A 14,686-nucleotide genomic window follows, 5' to 3' on the forward strand; every position below is an offset into this window, starting at 1 on the left:
CGAACCCGGACAGGAGATGCCGATGACCGCTTTCGCCTTCGCCACCGCCACCGAGATCCTGTTCGGGCGCGGGCAGGCCGATGGCGCCCCCGGCCGGATCGCGGCGATGGGGCGCCGGGTGCTGCTGGTCCATGGCCGCGATGCCGGCCGCAGCGCCGGATTGCGGGCGGGGTTGCGGGCCGAGGGCTGCGCAATCGCCGGTTTTCCTGTCGAAGCCGAGCCCGACATGGCCCTGATCGACGCGGGTGTCGATGCCGGGCGCGGCGTGGATGTCGTGGTGGCGATGGGCGGCGGCGCGGTGATCGATGCCGGCAAGGCGATCGCCGCGCTGATCCCCGCCACCCGGCCGATGCTGGATCATCTGGAGGTCGTGGGCCAGGGCTTGCCGCTGGATCATCCGCCCTTGCCCTTCGTCGCCATGCCGACGACGGCGGGGACGGGCGCCGAGGTGACGCGCAACGCGGTCATCGGCGTGCCCGAGCATCGCCGCAAGGTCAGCCTGCGCGACGCCCGGATGCTGCCCCGCCTTGCGATCGTCGATCCGGGCCTGACGGATGGCTGTCCGCGCGGGGTGACGCTGGCCTCTGGACTCGATGCGATCACGCAGGTGATCGAGCCCTATGTCGGCACCCGCGCCAATCCGCTGACCGACGCGCTGTGCCGCGATGCGATCCCGCGCGGATTGGCCGCGATCCGGCGGCTGATGGAAGACGAGGACGCGGCCGCGCGCGACGAGATGGCCTGGGTCAGCCTGTGTGGCGGGCTGGCGCTGGCCAATGCGGGGCTGGGCGCGGTCCACGGACTGGCCGGGCCGCTGGGCGGGCTGACCGGCGCCGGCCATGGCGCGATCTGCGGCACCCTGCTGCCGCATGTGCTGGTCGCGAACCGGCGCGGCGTGGCCGATCCCGCGCGGCTGGATCAGGTCGGGCAATGGATCGGCGCGGCTTTCGATGCGCCGGATGCGGGTCTGGAACAGGCCGCCGGGATGCTGGCGCGGTGGTCGCGCGCGGCCGGTTTGCCCCGGCTGCACGATCTGGGGATCGACGGCGCGGCGCAGCGGGCAGCGGCCGAGGCTGCCGCGTCGTCATCCTCGATGAAGGCCAATCCGGCCGCGCTGTCGCCCGCCGATCTGCGCGCGGTGATGGCGGAGGCGAACTGATGGCGCGGGGAACGGGGATCGACCCGGAACAAAGCCTGGCAATCCGCGCGGCCTGGCTGCACTACGCGGGCGGCCTGACGCAGGCGGCGGTGGCCAAGCGGCTGGGTGTGCCCTCGGTCAAGGCGCATCGGCTGATCGCGCGGGCGGTCGCCGAAGGCGTGGTCAAGGTCTCGATCGACGGCGAGATCGTGGAATGCGCGATCCTGGAAGACCGGCTCTGCAAGGGCTACGATCTGGACTACTGCGAGGTCGCGCCGGATCTGGGCGAGGAGGGAATGCCGCTGCGCGCCCTGGCGCTGGCCGGGGCCGGGTTCCTGCGGCGCGAGATCGAGGCCGGCCGGCATCCCGTGATCGGACTGGGCCACGGCCGCACGCTGGCCGCTGCGGTGCATCAGCTGCCGCGCTTCGAGGCGCGGGACGCGCGCTTCGTGTCGCTGCTGGGCGGCCTGACCCGGAACTACGCGGCCAATCCCCATGACGTGATGCACAGCCTGGCCGAAAAGACCGGCGCGCAGGCCTTCGTGCTGCCGGTGCCCTTCTTCGCCAATTCCGAACAGGACCGGGCGGTGCTGCTGGCCCAGCCCGGCGTGCGCGAAATCTTCGACCTGTCGCACAGCGCGACGCTGAAATTCGTCGGCATGGGCACCGCGGATTCGGGCGCGCAACTGGTCGCTTCGGGCATGATCGAGCCGCGCGAGATCGAGGAGATCCGGGCGGCGGGCGGGGTGGGCGAAATGATGGGCCATTTCTTCGATGCCGACGGGCGGGTGCTGGAAACCGGGCTGAGCGCGCGAACCCTGTCGGTCGATCTGGACGGGCCGGAAGGCAGCCGGATCGTGGTGATCGCGGGCGGGGACGAAAAGATCGCCGGACTGCGCGCGGTGCTGAAAAGCGGTTGTGCCGATGGCCTGATCACCGACGAGGCGACGGCGCGCGCCCTTGCCGGCTGAGCCGTTGGGGGAAGCGGGCCGGGCAAGGCCCGTCCCGGTCGCTGCCGCTGGGCCGTTGCGGCCGGGACCTGGCAACGCGATGCGCGAAATAACATAAAAATATCACAAAATAACATAAATTATTGTTGATAAGTCCAGGCAAGATGTTAAAAAATGGCGAGGCCGACAGGGGGCGGCGAACCGGAGGCAAGGATGAAGCGCGAGGAACGCAGGCAGGCGATCATGGATCTGCTGATCGCGGCAAGGGCGGTCGATCTGGACGATCTGGCCGGTCGTTTTGCGGTTTCGAAGATGACCATCCATCGCGATCTGGACGATCTGGAACAGACCGGTCTGCTGCGGAAGGTGCGCGGCGGCGCCACCGTCGAGGCCGGCATCCAGTTCGAAAGCGATTTCCGGATCCGCGCCTTGCAGGATGCCGGCGCCAAGGCGCGCATGGCCGCAGCGGCGCTGCATCTGGTCGAGCCGGGGATGAGTGTCATGGTCAATGACGGCTCGATGGCGGCGCTGCTGGGCACGAGGCTGGTCGAAAGGGCGCCGCTGACGATCATCACCAACAATGCCGCCGTGATCGAGACGCTGAAAGACGCGCCGCGGATCACGCTGATCGCGCTTGGCGGCGCGTTCGACGCCAAGTTCAACGGCTTTTTCGGCGTGGTGACGGAACAGGCCCTGTCGCGGCTGCGCGCCGATCTGGCCTTCATCTCGACCCCGGCGGTGTCGGGCCTGCGGGCGTTTCACATGAGCGATGCGGTCGTCGGCGCCAAGCGGGCGATGATGGACGCGGCGCAGCGCAGGGTCCTGTTGGTCAACCATGCACGGTTCGGCCGTTCCGCCCTGCACGAACTGGCCGGTCTGGCCGAATTCGATGCCATCATCACCGACGCGCCCCCCGCGCCCGAGGATCGCGCCGCGATCGACCGGGCCGGGCTGACGCTGACCATCGCGGAGGATTGAGCGGATGACAATCTGGATCGGCACAAGCTGGAAGATGAACAAGACCCTGGCCGAAGCAGGCGCCTTCGCCCGCAGACTGGCCGAGGCTGACGCCGATCACGACCCGCGGATCCAGCGTTTCGTGATCCCGCCCTTCACCGCCTGCCGGCAGGTCAAGGCGGCTCTGGCCGACGTTTCGGTCAAGGTGGGCGCGCAGAACATGCACTGGGCCGATGAAGGCGCCTGGACGGGCGAGATCTCGGCCCCGATGCTGGTCGATTGCGGGCTCGACATCGTGGAACTGGGCCATTCCGAACGGCGCGAACATTTCGGCGAGACGGACGAGACGGTCGGCCTGAAGACCCGGGCCGCCATCCGCCATGGTCTGATCCCGCTGATCTGCATCGGTGAAACGCTGGCCCAGCGTCAGGCCGGTCGCGCGCAGCAGGTGCTGGAGCAGCAGGTGCGCGGCGCGCTGGCCCATCTGTCCGACGACCAGAGGGCGGCCCGGATCCTGCTGGCCTACGAGCCGGTCTGGGCCATTGGCGACAACGGCATCCCCGCGACCTCGGATTATGCCGACGCGCGGCAGGCCGAGATTGCGGCCGTCGCGCGCGATGTGCTGGGAAGTCCGGTGCCGTGCCTCTATGGCGGGTCGGTCAATCCCGACAATTGCGCGGAACTTGTCGGATGCCCGCATATCGACGGGCTGTTCATCGGACGCTCGGCCTGGAGGGTCGAGGGATATCTGGACATTCTGGCGCGTTGCGCCGCTGCTATCTGAAGGAGAGCAAGATGAAACTGGCAATTGCAGGCGACAGCGCGGGCGAGGGGCTGGCAAAGGTCTTGGCCGATCACCTCAGGCACCGCCACGACGTGTCCGAGATCAGCCGCACCGAGGCGGGACCGGATGCCTTCTACGCGACCCTCTCGGATCGGGTGGCCAGTGCCGTGCGGGACGGCACCTATGACCGCGCGATCCTGGTCTGCGGGACGGGGATCGGGGTTTGCATCTCGGCCAACAAGGTGCCGGGCATCCGTGCCGCGCTGACACACGACACCTATTCGGCCGAACGGGCGGCGCTGTCGAACAATGCGCAGATCATCACCATGGGGGCGCGGGTGATCGGCTCGGAACTGGCGAAAGCCATCGCCGATGCGTTCCTGGCCGAGGCGATGAATTTCGACGCCCGGGGCCGCTCGGCCGGCAATGTCGCGGCGATCGACGCGGTGGATGCGAAATACCATCAGGCGTGACCGGGCCTGACCGCGCGCGTCCCGGACGCGCGCCTGCCGCCCAGCGGCAGCGACCGGGCCGGGCTTCGCCCGGCCCGTCCCGGTTCCGAACATGCGCCGCGACGGGTTTCCCCGGTCATCATCCGCGCCGCCGTTCCGCAGGCGCAACCCGGCGCGGCCCGGACTGCTAGACAGCGGTCCAGTTCTGTTCGACAACGGCCTCCATCGAGACATAGCTGGACGTGCCGCCGACGAAGGGCAGGGTGGCGATCTTGTCCGCCATGATCCGGCGGAAATCGGCCATGTCTCGCGACCTCACCTTGACCAGATAGTCGAAACCGCCCGCGATCATGTAGCATTCCTCGACTTCGGGAATCTGCCGTATGGCCATGTTGAACGCTTGCAGGGCCTTCTGGCGGGTATCGGTCAGCCGCACCTCCATGTAGGTGACATGGGTCAGGCCCAGTTTCAGCGGCGACAGCATCGCGCGATAGCCGGTGATCAGGCCGGCCTCCTCCAACTGGCGGATGCGGGCCGCGACCGGGGTCTTGGACAGCCCGACCTTGCGCGCCAGGTCGCTGACCGGGATGCGGGCATTGGCCACCAGTTCGGCGATGATCTTGCGATTCGTCGCGTCAAGAATATCCATGATCTGTCCCGGCCGTCCTCTATGGGCGTTTCGCCTGCCAATCTGGCCCGCTTTGGGCCCTTCGTCCAGCGATGATCGTGTAACCTGATCGGCAAGACGACCGACAGGAGCCTGCCATGCCCGATTTTTCCGCCTTCACCACCGACGCCAAGTTCCGTCCCGAAGCCGACCTGCTGTCCGATCTGGTCGCACAGGCCGACATGTCCTGTGCCATGCGCGGCCGCATCACCGACCGTGCCGCCGAACTGGTGCGCCGCATCCGCCGCGAGGCGAAGCCCAGCCTGATGGAGCATTTCCTGTCGGAATATGGCCTGTCCACGCGCGAGGGCGTCGCCCTGATGTGCCTGGCCGAGGCGATGCTGCGCGTGCCCGACCGCATGACCATCGACGCGCTGATCGAGGACAAGATCGCGCCGTCGGACTGGGGGCTGCACCTGGGCGAGGCATCGTCCAGCCTGGTCAATGCCTCGACCTGGGCGCTGATGCTGACCGGCAAGGTGCTGGATGATGACCATCCGGGCATCGCCGGCACGCTGCGCGGCGCCGTTCGCCGCCTGGGCGAGCCGGTGATCCGCACCGCCGTCACCCGCGCCATGCGCGAGATGGGCCGCCAGTTCGTGCTGGGCCAGACCATCGAGGCGGCGCTGGACCGGGCGAAGACGCGCGAGGCGCAGGGCTATACCTACAGCTATGACATGCTGGGCGAGGCCGCGATGACCGGCGATGACGCAGCCCGCTATGCCAGCGAATATTCGGCCGCGATCCGCGCCATCGCGGGCGCCTGCGGCAAGGGCTCGGTCGAGAAGAATCCGGGCATCTCGATCAAGCTGTCGGCGCTGCATCCCCGATATGAAGTGGCGCAGGAAGATCGGGTCATGGCCGAGCTGGTCCCGGTCGTCCTGGATCTGGCGCGACAGGCCAAGGCCGCCAACATGGGCATGAACATCGATGCCGAGGAACAGGACCGGCTGGTCATCTCGCTGAAGGTGATCGAGGCGGTGCTGTCCGATCCCTCGCTGGCCGGCTGGAACGGGTTCGGCGTCGTCGTGCAGGCCTATGGCAAGCGGGCCGGGCTGGTCATCGACTGGCTGCACGCGCTGGCCACGCGGCTGGACCGGCGGATCATGGTGCGGCTGGTCAAGGGCGCCTATTGGGACACCGAGATCAAGCGCGCCCAGGTCGAGGGTTTTCCCGACTTCGCGCTGTTCACCACCAAGACCGCGACCGATGTCAGCTTCATCGCCCATGCCCGCAAGCTGATCGGCCATGCCGACCGCATCTATCCGCAATTCGCCACCCACAACGCCCAGACCGTCGCCGCGATCCTGGAGATGGCCGGCGGCATCGACTATGAATTCCAGCGTCTGCACGGCATGGGCGAACGGCTGCACGACATCGTGATCCGCGATACCGGCGGCCGATGCCGCATCTATGCCCCGGTCGGGGCACATCGCGATCTGCTGGCCTATCTGGTCCGCCGGCTGCTGGAAAACGGCGCCAACTCGTCCTTTGTCCACCAGATCGTCGATGAAGATGTCAGCCCCGAAGACATCGCGCGCGACCCGTTCGACATGCTGGCGCAAGCGAAGCCGCCGGCGCTGCTGGTCCATCCGGACCGGATTTTCGGCGAGGACCGGAAGAATTCGAAGGGTTTCGACCTCAGCGACGAAGGCACGCTGGCGCGGATCGAGACCGCGCGCGATGTGTCCATCGCCGATGCGGGGCCGCTGACCCTGCGCGCGCCTTCGGGATCCGCCCGGCCGGTCGTCAACCCCGCCACCGGCGCGACCATCGCCCAGGTGACCGAGGCCGACGCCGATTGCGCGGCACGCGCGATCGAGGATGCGCAGGTCTGGGATGCCGCACCGGCCGAACGCGCGGCGATCCTGCGTCGCGCGGCCGATCTTTACGAAGACCATTTCGGCCCGATCTTCGCCATTCTGGGCCGCGAGGGCGGCAAGGCGCTGCCCGACGCCGTGGGCGAATTGCGTGAGGCGGTGGATTTCCTGCGCTACTACGCGGCGCAGGGCCAGGATCAGGCTCGGGCGCCCCGCGGCATCGTCACCGCGATCAGCCCGTGGAACTTCCCCCTGGCGATCTTCACCGGCCAGATCGCGGCGGCGCTGATGGCGGGCAATGCGGTGCTGGCGAAACCGGCCGAACAGACGCCGCTGATCGCGCATCTGGCCGTGACGCTGCTGCATCAGGCGGGCGTGCCCCGCGCCAGCCTGCAATTCCTGCCAGGCGACGGGTCCAGTTTGGGCGCCGCGCTGACCCGCGATCCGCGCATCGGTGGCGTGGTCTTCACCGGCTCGACCGAGACCGCGCGGATCATCGCCCGCGCCATGGCCCGGCACATGGCCCCCGGAACGCCCCTGATCGCCGAGACGGGCGGATTGAACGCGATGATCGTCGATTCGACCGCGCTGCCCGAACAGGCGGTGCGCGATATCGTCGCCTCGTCCTTCCGTTCGGCCGGGCAACGCTGTTCGGCGCTGCGCTGTCTCTATCTGCAAGAGGATGTCGCCCCGCATGTGACCGCGATGATCGCGGGCGCCATGGACGAATTGCGGATGGGCGACCCGTGGCACCTGTCCACCGACGTAGGCCCCGTCATCGACGCCGATGCCGAGGCCGGGATCGCCGAATATCTGGATCGGAACCGCAATCGCGTGCTGCACCGCCTCGAGACACCGTCCGAGGGGCATTTCATCGCACCCACGATGCTGAAGGTCGCCGGAATCGACGATCTGCACCGCGAAATCTTTGGTCCGGTGCTGCATGTGGCGACCTTCAGGGCACGCGATCTGGACAAGGTGATCGGCGACATAAATGCCCGCGGTTTCGGCCTGACCTTCGGCCTGCATACCCGCATCGACAGCCGCGTGCAGGAGGTGACCGACGCGGTCCATGCCGGCAATCTCTATGTCAACCGCAACCAGATCGGCGCGGTCGTTGGCAGCCAGCCTTTCGGGGGCGAGGGTCTGTCGGGCACCGGGCCCAAGGCGGGCGGGCCGAACTACGTGCCGCGCTTCTTCGCGCCAGAGCCGGGCCGGGCGGCCGGGGCCTGGGGTGGCGATGCCGACGAGGCAAGGCTGGCCAGGGCGCTGGCGGCCGGCGCTGACAGGATGATCGGCGAACGGCTGATGCCCGGCCCGACCGGAGAGCTGAACCGCATGACCACCCACCAGCGGCCGCCGCTGCTATGCCTGGGTCCGGGCCCCGAGGCGGTCGCCGCGCAGGTCGCGGCGGTCGAATCCCTGGGCGGCCGGGCCATTGGCGCGGATGGCGCGGTCCCGGCTGAGGCTCTGGCGCGGCTGAACGGCTTTTCCGGCGTGTTGTGGTGGGGTGACGAGGATACCGGGCGGGCCTATTCCACGGAACTGGCCGGACGCGAGGGCGCGCTGGTGCCGCTGATCACCGCGATGCCGGATCTGGCCCATATCGCCCATGAGCGCCATCTTTGCGTGGACACCACGGCGGCGGGCGGCAATGCCGCGCTGCTGGCCGGTTAGGGCGGACCGGAAACTCAGGCCGGGCGCGCGATGGCCGTGAAATCCATCCGCACCCGCGCCTCGCCCTCCTGGATCGAAAAGGACAGCGCCACGCCGCTGCGTTCGGCGATCTTCCGGATGATCGTCATGCCCAGGCCGACACCCTCGGAATCGGGCGATTTGCGGAACGTGCCCTGCCGGAATCCGGCCGAGGCGGCGACGGGGTTGCGGATCTCCAGCACCGGGCCGGGGCGCAGCCTGGCGCGGACCGGGCCGGTTCCGTGATCGGCGGCGTTGCGGATGACGTTGCCGATCATCAGCGCCGCCGCATCGGGATGCATCGCCACCTGTGCGACCTCCAGATCGCCGTCATCGAAGGCCGGCGCGGGCCTTTGCTCGGCGATCATCATGCGCAGGACGACAACCAGATCGCAGCCCGCCTCGTTCGCGATCCCGGCCTCGGCGCGGGACAATTCCAGAAGCCGTTCCACGATCCGCCCAAGCCGGCCGATGGCGCGGTCGATCTGCCTGGGCGCTTCGGCATCCGCGCGCCCCGCGACCATCAACTGCGCCTGCGCCGAGGCCGCCGCCAGCGGCGTGCGCAATTCATGTGCGGCATGGGTCGCGAATTGCCGTTCCGCCTCGACATACTGACCGATGCGGCCCAGATAGCCGTTCAGCGCGTCGGGGATCGGGATCAGCTCCTCGGGCAGGTCGGCGGCGGCGACAGGCGACAGGTCATCCGCCCGTCTGCCGCCCAGCGAACGGGCAAAGCGCAGTGCGGGCGTCAACGCGCCCGTCACCGTCATCCTCACGATCCACAGCACGAGCCCCAGCACCGGCAACATCAGAAGCACCAATCCTCCGATGCTTTCCAGCAATTCGTCGCGCCGCCATTCGTTGCTTTGACCCAGTTCGACCGCGATCCCGTCCGCGGGGCGCGACAGGCGATAGATGCGCCAGCCGCCGCTGCTGCGGGGCCCGTCCGCCTGCTGCCGCGGCCATGGCGCATCGCCCTGTTCGCCGGCCGGCGTCACGATGCGGTAGGCCGGGAAAACCGTTCTGTCCGCGGCGGTGAAATCGCCGCCCGTCGCCAGAACGACCCGGGCGGAATCGCGCAGGATATCGTCCATGAACTCGGTCATCTCGCGGGACAGGAACAGCATCGTCAGCGCCATCCCGCACAGCCATCCCAGGCTGACGCCCAGAACCAGCCGGCGGACCAGACGCCCGCGCAGGGACCAGCCGCGCCTCACGGGATCAGATAGCCCAGGCCGCGCCGGGTCTCGATCAGCCGCGCACCCAGCTTGGCGCGCAGGCGCGAAACATAGACCTCAACGGCGTTGCCCTCGATCTCGTCGCCAAAGGAATACAGCCGTTCCTCCAGCGCCCGCCGCGACATGACCCGCCCGCGCGAGGCCAGAAGCGCATCGAACAGCGCCCATTCCCGCGAGGTCAGGCGAATTTCGCCCTCGTCGCGGAACAGCCGGGCGGCGCCGCGGTCGATGCGCAGATCGCCCAGGCGCAGCTGCACCGCCGGATCGCCGTCGGCGCGGCGGGCATGTGCGCGCAGGCGGGCGTCCAGCTCGCCCAGATCGAAGGGCTTGACGACATAATCGTCGGCGCCCGAATCCAGCCCCTCGATCCGGTCGCTGATCTGGTCATGGGCGCTGGCGATGATCACCGGCACCCGGTTGCCCGACGCCCTGATGTCGCGCAGAAGCCGCAATCCGGATCCGTCCGGCAGGGCCAGATCCAGCACGATCGCGTCATATACGGCCACGTCCAGCGCATCGCGGGCCTCGGACAGGGAGGCGGCGTGATCGACGGCATGGGCGCCGCCGCGCAGGAACCGCACCACCGCATCGGCAAGATCCGGCCCGTCCTCGACCAGCAGAATCCGCATGAGCCCCTCGTTTCATTCATTGCCCGGCCGGATTGATATGGCGGGCATTCCGGTCCAATATCAATCGAGGGGTCAGAAGAAAAGCGCGCGGCTGTAAGGAAGGAGCAAGGTTGCCTACCTACCGCGAACGCCAAAAAGGCAGGAATTCATTTTGCAACTGAACGTCAACATGATCTGGCTTGCCGTGGGGCTGCTGGGGCAGGCGCTGTTTTCGGCACGCTTCCTGGTCCAGTGGCTGGCCAGCGAGCGCAAGCGGCAAAGCATCATCCCCGTGGCCTTCTGGTGGCTGTCGCTGTGCGGCGGTGCCACGCTGCTGGCCTATGCGCTGTGGCGGCGCGATCCTGTCTTCATTCTCGGGCAGGGCATGGGGCTGTTCGTCTATACCCGCAACCTGATCCTGATCCGCCGCCATGTCCGCAGCCTCGCCGAGGCCGGTGCATGAGACCTTCCATCTGGTCCGCGACGCTGCTGTTCGCGCTGACGGTGCTGACGCTGATCCTGCTGCGCCCGCTGACGCCGATCGACGAGACGCGCTACGTCGCCGCCGCCTGGGAGATGTATCAGGGCGGATCGGCGCTGGTGCCGCATCTGAACGGGGCGCTCTATGCGCAGAAGCCGCCGCTGCTGTTCTGGCTGATCGATCTGGTCTGGCTGATGGGCGGTGTCTCGACGCTGGGCGCGCGGCTGGTCGCGCCGGCCTTCGCGGTGGCGGCGGTGGCGCTGACCGGGCTGCTGGCACGGCGCCTGTGGCCCGGAGATCCGGCGCGGGCGGCCCGGGCGGCGCTGATCCTGGCGGTCTCGCCGGTGTTTCTGCTGTTCGGCTCGACCACGATGTTCGATTCGATTCTGACGGTGGCGACGCTGTGGGCGATGCTGGCGATGCTTTGGGCATGGCGAAGGCCGGACCGCTGGACCCCGTTCCTCGCGCTCGGCGCGGCCATTGCGCTTGGGGTCTATGCCAAGGGACCGGTGATCCTGATCCATGTCCTGCCGGTCGCGCTGACCGCGCCGCTCTGGGCCGGGCGGGAACTGCCGGCCTGGCGCTGGTATCGCGGTGTCGGGCTGTCGATCCTGACGGCGCTTGCGCTTGTGGCGCTGTGGTTGGTGCCGGCGCTGATCCTGGGCGGCGAGGAATACCGAACCGAGGTCCTGTGGCGGCAGAGCGCGGGGCGGGTGGTGTCGTCCTTTGCGCACCAGCGGCCGTTCTGGTTCTTCCTGGCCATGCTGCCCCTGTTCCTGTGGCCCTTCGGCTGGACGCTGCCGGGATTGCGGGCGCTGCGTCCATCGGCGCTGGCCGGAAGCGCGCCGGGTCGATTCCTGTCGATCTGGTTCATTGGCACGCTGCTGGCGTTTTCCCTGATCAGCGGCAAGCAGACGCATTATCTGCTGCCGGAACTGCCCGCGCTGGCGCTGCTTCTGTCGGGGGCGGGGTCTTTCGCGCCACGTCGGCCGCGCGATCTGTGGCAGGCGCTGCCGGTCTTCGCGCTGATGCTGCTGATCGTCGTGGCGGCGTCGGGTCAGTTGCCCGCGCTGCGGGCCTTGCCCTTCCGGATTCCGCTTTGGGCGGCGGGGCTGGGGCTGGTCGTCGCCGCCATCGGCATCGCGGGGTTCCTGCGCCTGCGGGCCGGGCTGGTGGCGCTGGCGGCCCTGCCGCTATCGGCCATGCTGGGGCTGCATTTCGCGGCCCAGCCGCTGCTGTTCGCGCGGTATGACGTCAACGCCATCGCCCGCGCGATCCAGCCCTATGACGCGACCGGTATCGCGATTACCGACGGGCGCTATCACGCCCAGTTCAACTTTGCCGCCAGACTGCGCCAACCCGTCGCGCAGGTCACCGATCCGCAGGCCGCGGCCGACTGGATTGCCGGCCATCCCGACGGCATTCTTCTGAGCCTCGATCCGGTGCCGCCGCCGGGAACCCGGCCGGTCGCGCGCTTCCCCTATCGCAGCGATACCTATACGCTGTTCCGGCCCGACAAGGCTGTTCGATGAGCGCACTGGTATCCATCATCCTGCCCGCCCGGGACGAGGCGGGCAGCATCACCCAGGTCGTGACCGGGATCGCCGAGGTGATGGCCGGCACCCCCCACGAGGTCGTGGTGGTGGATGATGCCTCGACCGACAACACGCGGGCGGTGCTGCGGGAACTGGCCGGTCGCATGCCGCAATTGCTGGTGATGTGCCATGATCGCCCCTGCGGCCAGTCCGCGGCGATCCGGACCGGCGTCCTGGCCGCCAGCGGCAGCCTTGTCGCAACGCTGGACGCGGATGGTCAGAACCCGCCCGCGAACCTGCCGGGCCTGCTGGCGCCGCTGCTGACGGATCCGGCGCGGGGGCGCATCGGTCTGGTCCAGGGCCAGCGGGTGGACCGGCGCGACACCTGGTCGAAACGATGGGCCTCGCATGCGGCGAACCGGATCCGGGGCGGCCTGCTGCGAGACGGGGTCAGCGACAGCGGCTGCGGCCTGAAGGCCTTTCCGCGCAAGGTCTATATGGACCTGCCCTTTTTCGACCACATCCACCGCTTCATGCCCGCCATGGTCCGCCGCGAGGGATGGGAGGTCGTGGTGGTGCCCGTCACCCATGCCGAACGACGCAGCGGCCGGTCGAAATACGGCAATCTTCAGCGCGCCCTGGTCGGGGCGGTCGATCTGCTGGGGGCGGCATGGCTGATTCGCCGCCGCAAGCTGCCGGTGGCGCATCGCCTGCAAGCCGGGTCTCCGGGAATCGCCGATCCGGGGCCCGAGGCGGCGGCGGACCCTGTTTCCCCCCTGATGACGGAGGCCATGCGGTGAAAGTTCTCGTTACCGGCGCGGCAGGTTTCATCGGCTTTCACCTCGCCTGCCTGCTTCTGGACGAAGGCGCCGAGGTCGTCGGCCTCGACAGCCACAACGATTATTACGATCCGCGCCTGAAAGCCGCGCGCGAAGCGGTGCTGAGCGAACGGCCCGGCTACGTCGCGGTGCGCGGCAAGGTCGAGCAGCCGGGCCTGCTGGCCGATCTGTTCCGCACCCATCGGCCCGATATCGTCGTCCATCTTGCGGCCCAGGCGGGCGTTCGCCATTCCATCGACAATCCCCGCGCCTATGCCGAGGCCAATCTGGCCGGCACCTTCGAGGTCCTGGAGGCGGCGCGGCTGCAGCCGCCGGTGCATCTGCTGATGGCCTCCAGCAGTTCGGTCTATGGTGCGAACCAGAGGATGCCCTATCGAGAAACCGACCAGGTGGACCATCCGCTGTCCTTCTATGCCGCGACCAAGAAGGCGAACGAGACGATGGCCCACTCGCACGCCCATATTCACGGGCTGGCGATCACGATGTTCCGCTTCTTCACGGTCTACGGCCCCTGGGGCCGGCCCGACATGGCCCCGCATCTGTTCACCTCGGCGCTGTTCGAGGATCGGCCGATCCGGGTCTTCAATCATGGCCGGATGCGGCGCGACTTTACCTACGTCGCGGATCTGGTCCGCGGGATTCGGCGGCTGATGGATTGTCCGCCGGGACGCGGCGACGATCCGGTCTGCGAGGGCGACAGCCTGTCGCCGGTCGCGCCATGGCGGGTGGTCAATATCGGCAATGGCCAGCCTGTCGAGCTGATGGACTTCATCGCCGCGCTGGAAGATGCCGCCGGACGAAAGGCCCGGCTGGACATGCAGCCGATGCAACAGGGCGACGTGCCCGCCACCTGGGCCGACGCCGAATTGTTGCGCGCGCTGACAGGGGACGCGCCACGAACCGACATTGCCGAGGGCACCGCCCGCTATGTCGAATGGTATCGCGACTATTACGGCGTGGACCGGAACTGACGACGCACCGGTCCGCGCTGAAATCGCGATCGGACTCGCCGTCGAAAAAAGCCGGAACGGTTCCGCGAGGGGCGCGTCCCCCGGCGGGGTCCGTTCAGGCGTCGGCCAGCGCCTGATCCATGGCGTCCAGTGTCGCCTCCCATGCCAGCAGGATCGAGGCGTGGCGGTTGGGAAAATCGCGCGCGGGCAGCAATGCCTCGAGATCCGCGAAAGGCGCCGAGGGGGGCGGCGCATCCTCTTTCAGCATGGCGCGAAGCTGGTCGCGCGTGGCCGCGATCTCGGCCCGGTCGCGACCGATCACCGCCTGACCCAGCACCGAGGCCGAGGCCTGGCCAAGCGCGCAGGCCCGCACCTCCTGCGCGAAATCGGCGATGCGGCCGTCGCTGACCACCACGTGAACCGTCACCGAGGATCCGCATTGCGGCGAACGGCGCATGGCGCTGGCATCCGGCTGACGCAGCTTGCCCTGATGCGGAATCGCGGTGGTCAGCGCCAGAATACGGCGCGAATAAAGCTGCATCAGGTCGCTGTCGGCCATTCGTCCTTCCCCC

At 68.5% G+C, this 14,686-nt stretch carries 14 protein-coding genes; 10 read left to right on the forward strand and 4 right to left on the reverse strand.

The genetic code is table 11. The features are described 5' to 3' along the window. Window positions 1–22 precede the first annotated feature (22 nt). The 5 genes from B4L36_RS08255 to B4L36_RS08275 all read left to right on the forward strand — a co-directional run bounded on the left by B4L36_RS08255 (window position 23) and on the right by B4L36_RS08275 (window position 4,302). Window positions 23–1,159 carry an iron-containing alcohol dehydrogenase gene (locus tag B4L36_RS08255; RefSeq protein WP_292955229.1) on the forward strand — a complete coding sequence of 379 codons (1,137 nt, stop codon included), beginning with the start codon at window positions 23–25 and terminating at the stop codon, window positions 1,157–1,159. After that, complete coding sequence (locus tag B4L36_RS08260) at window positions 1,159–2,109, forward strand: sugar-binding transcriptional regulator (protein ID WP_292955233.1); 951 nt, start codon at window positions 1,159–1,161, stop codon at window positions 2,107–2,109. Before B4L36_RS08255 ends, B4L36_RS08260 begins: the two co-directional genes overlap by 1 nt. A gap of 192 nt (window positions 2,110–2,301) precedes the next feature. Beyond that, window positions 2,302–3,066, forward strand: a complete 765-nt coding sequence (locus B4L36_RS08265) for a DeoR/GlpR family DNA-binding transcription regulator (protein ID WP_292955236.1) — start codon at window positions 2,302–2,304, stop codon at window positions 3,064–3,066. A 4-nt stretch (window positions 3,067–3,070) separates the two neighbouring features. Next, complete coding sequence (locus tag B4L36_RS08270; RefSeq protein ID WP_292955239.1) at window positions 3,071–3,829, forward strand: triose-phosphate isomerase; 759 nt, start codon at window positions 3,071–3,073, stop codon at window positions 3,827–3,829. An 11-nt stretch (window positions 3,830–3,840) separates the two neighbouring features. After that, window positions 3,841–4,302 carry an RpiB/LacA/LacB family sugar-phosphate isomerase gene (locus B4L36_RS08275; protein ID WP_292955242.1) on the forward strand — a complete coding sequence of 154 codons (462 nt, stop codon included), beginning with the start codon at window positions 3,841–3,843 and terminating at the stop codon, window positions 4,300–4,302. Between the two features lie 166 nt (window positions 4,303–4,468). Here B4L36_RS08275 and B4L36_RS08280 read toward each other — a convergent pair whose 3' ends face one another. Further along, entirely contained in the window at window positions 4,469–4,930 is a 462-nt protein-coding gene (locus B4L36_RS08280; protein WP_292955245.1) for an Lrp/AsnC family transcriptional regulator, read from the reverse strand. Between the two features lie 116 nt (window positions 4,931–5,046). Between B4L36_RS08280 and putA the strand changes: the two genes are divergently transcribed. Then, entirely contained in the window at window positions 5,047–8,445 is a 3,399-nt protein-coding gene (gene putA / locus B4L36_RS08285; RefSeq protein WP_292955247.1) for a bifunctional proline dehydrogenase/L-glutamate gamma-semialdehyde dehydrogenase PutA, read from the forward strand. Window positions 8,446–8,459: 14 nt separating this feature from the next. Here the strand turns inward: putA and B4L36_RS08290 are convergent, their stop codons facing one another. Together B4L36_RS08290 and B4L36_RS08295 are read right to left on the reverse strand one after the other, a co-directional pair. Beyond that, a complete protein-coding gene (locus B4L36_RS08290) occupies window positions 8,460–9,680 on the reverse strand; it encodes a histidine kinase dimerization/phospho-acceptor domain-containing protein (protein ID WP_292955250.1) in 1,221 nt (406 codons plus the stop codon). Then, on the reverse strand, window positions 9,677–10,330 hold the full coding sequence (locus B4L36_RS08295; protein WP_292955253.1) for a response regulator transcription factor: 654 nt from the start codon (window positions 10,328–10,330) through the stop codon (window positions 9,677–9,679). The genes B4L36_RS08290 and B4L36_RS08295 overlap by 4 nt, the downstream gene beginning before the upstream one ends. A gap of 151 nt (window positions 10,331–10,481) precedes the next feature. Between B4L36_RS08295 and B4L36_RS08300 the strand changes: the two genes are divergently transcribed. Genes B4L36_RS08300 through B4L36_RS08315 form a run of 4 tightly spaced genes read left to right on the forward strand, consistent with a single transcriptional unit; the run spans window position 10,482 to window position 14,135 of the window. Continuing rightward, window positions 10,482–10,772, forward strand: a complete 291-nt coding sequence (locus tag B4L36_RS08300) for a lipid-A-disaccharide synthase N-terminal domain-containing protein (RefSeq protein WP_414692158.1) — start codon at window positions 10,482–10,484, stop codon at window positions 10,770–10,772. Beyond that, on the forward strand, window positions 10,769–12,322 hold the full coding sequence (locus B4L36_RS08305) for a glycosyltransferase family 39 protein (RefSeq protein WP_292955256.1): 1,554 nt from the start codon (window positions 10,769–10,771) through the stop codon (window positions 12,320–12,322). The genes B4L36_RS08300 and B4L36_RS08305 overlap by 4 nt, the downstream gene beginning before the upstream one ends. Then, on the forward strand, window positions 12,319–13,125 hold the full coding sequence (locus B4L36_RS08310) for a glycosyltransferase family 2 protein (protein WP_292955259.1): 807 nt from the start codon (window positions 12,319–12,321) through the stop codon (window positions 13,123–13,125). Before B4L36_RS08305 ends, B4L36_RS08310 begins: the two co-directional genes overlap by 4 nt. After that, window positions 13,122–14,135 (forward strand): NAD-dependent epimerase/dehydratase family protein, encoded by a 1,014-nt coding sequence (locus B4L36_RS08315; RefSeq protein WP_292955262.1) that lies wholly within the window; start codon window positions 13,122–13,124, stop codon window positions 14,133–14,135. Before B4L36_RS08310 ends, B4L36_RS08315 begins: the two co-directional genes overlap by 4 nt. A gap of 94 nt (window positions 14,136–14,229) precedes the next feature. On the opposite strand, the gene B4L36_RS08320 is transcribed toward B4L36_RS08315, so the two are convergent. Further along, window positions 14,230–14,673, reverse strand: coding sequence for an iron-sulfur cluster assembly scaffold protein (locus B4L36_RS08320; protein WP_292955265.1), 444 nt, complete (start codon window positions 14,671–14,673; stop codon window positions 14,230–14,232). Window positions 14,674–14,686 lie beyond the last annotated feature (13 nt).

The sequence above is a fragment of the Paracoccus sp. UBA889 genome (genome assembly GCA_002294185.1).
Classification (GTDB): domain Bacteria; phylum Pseudomonadota; class Alphaproteobacteria; order Rhodobacterales; family Rhodobacteraceae; genus Paracoccus.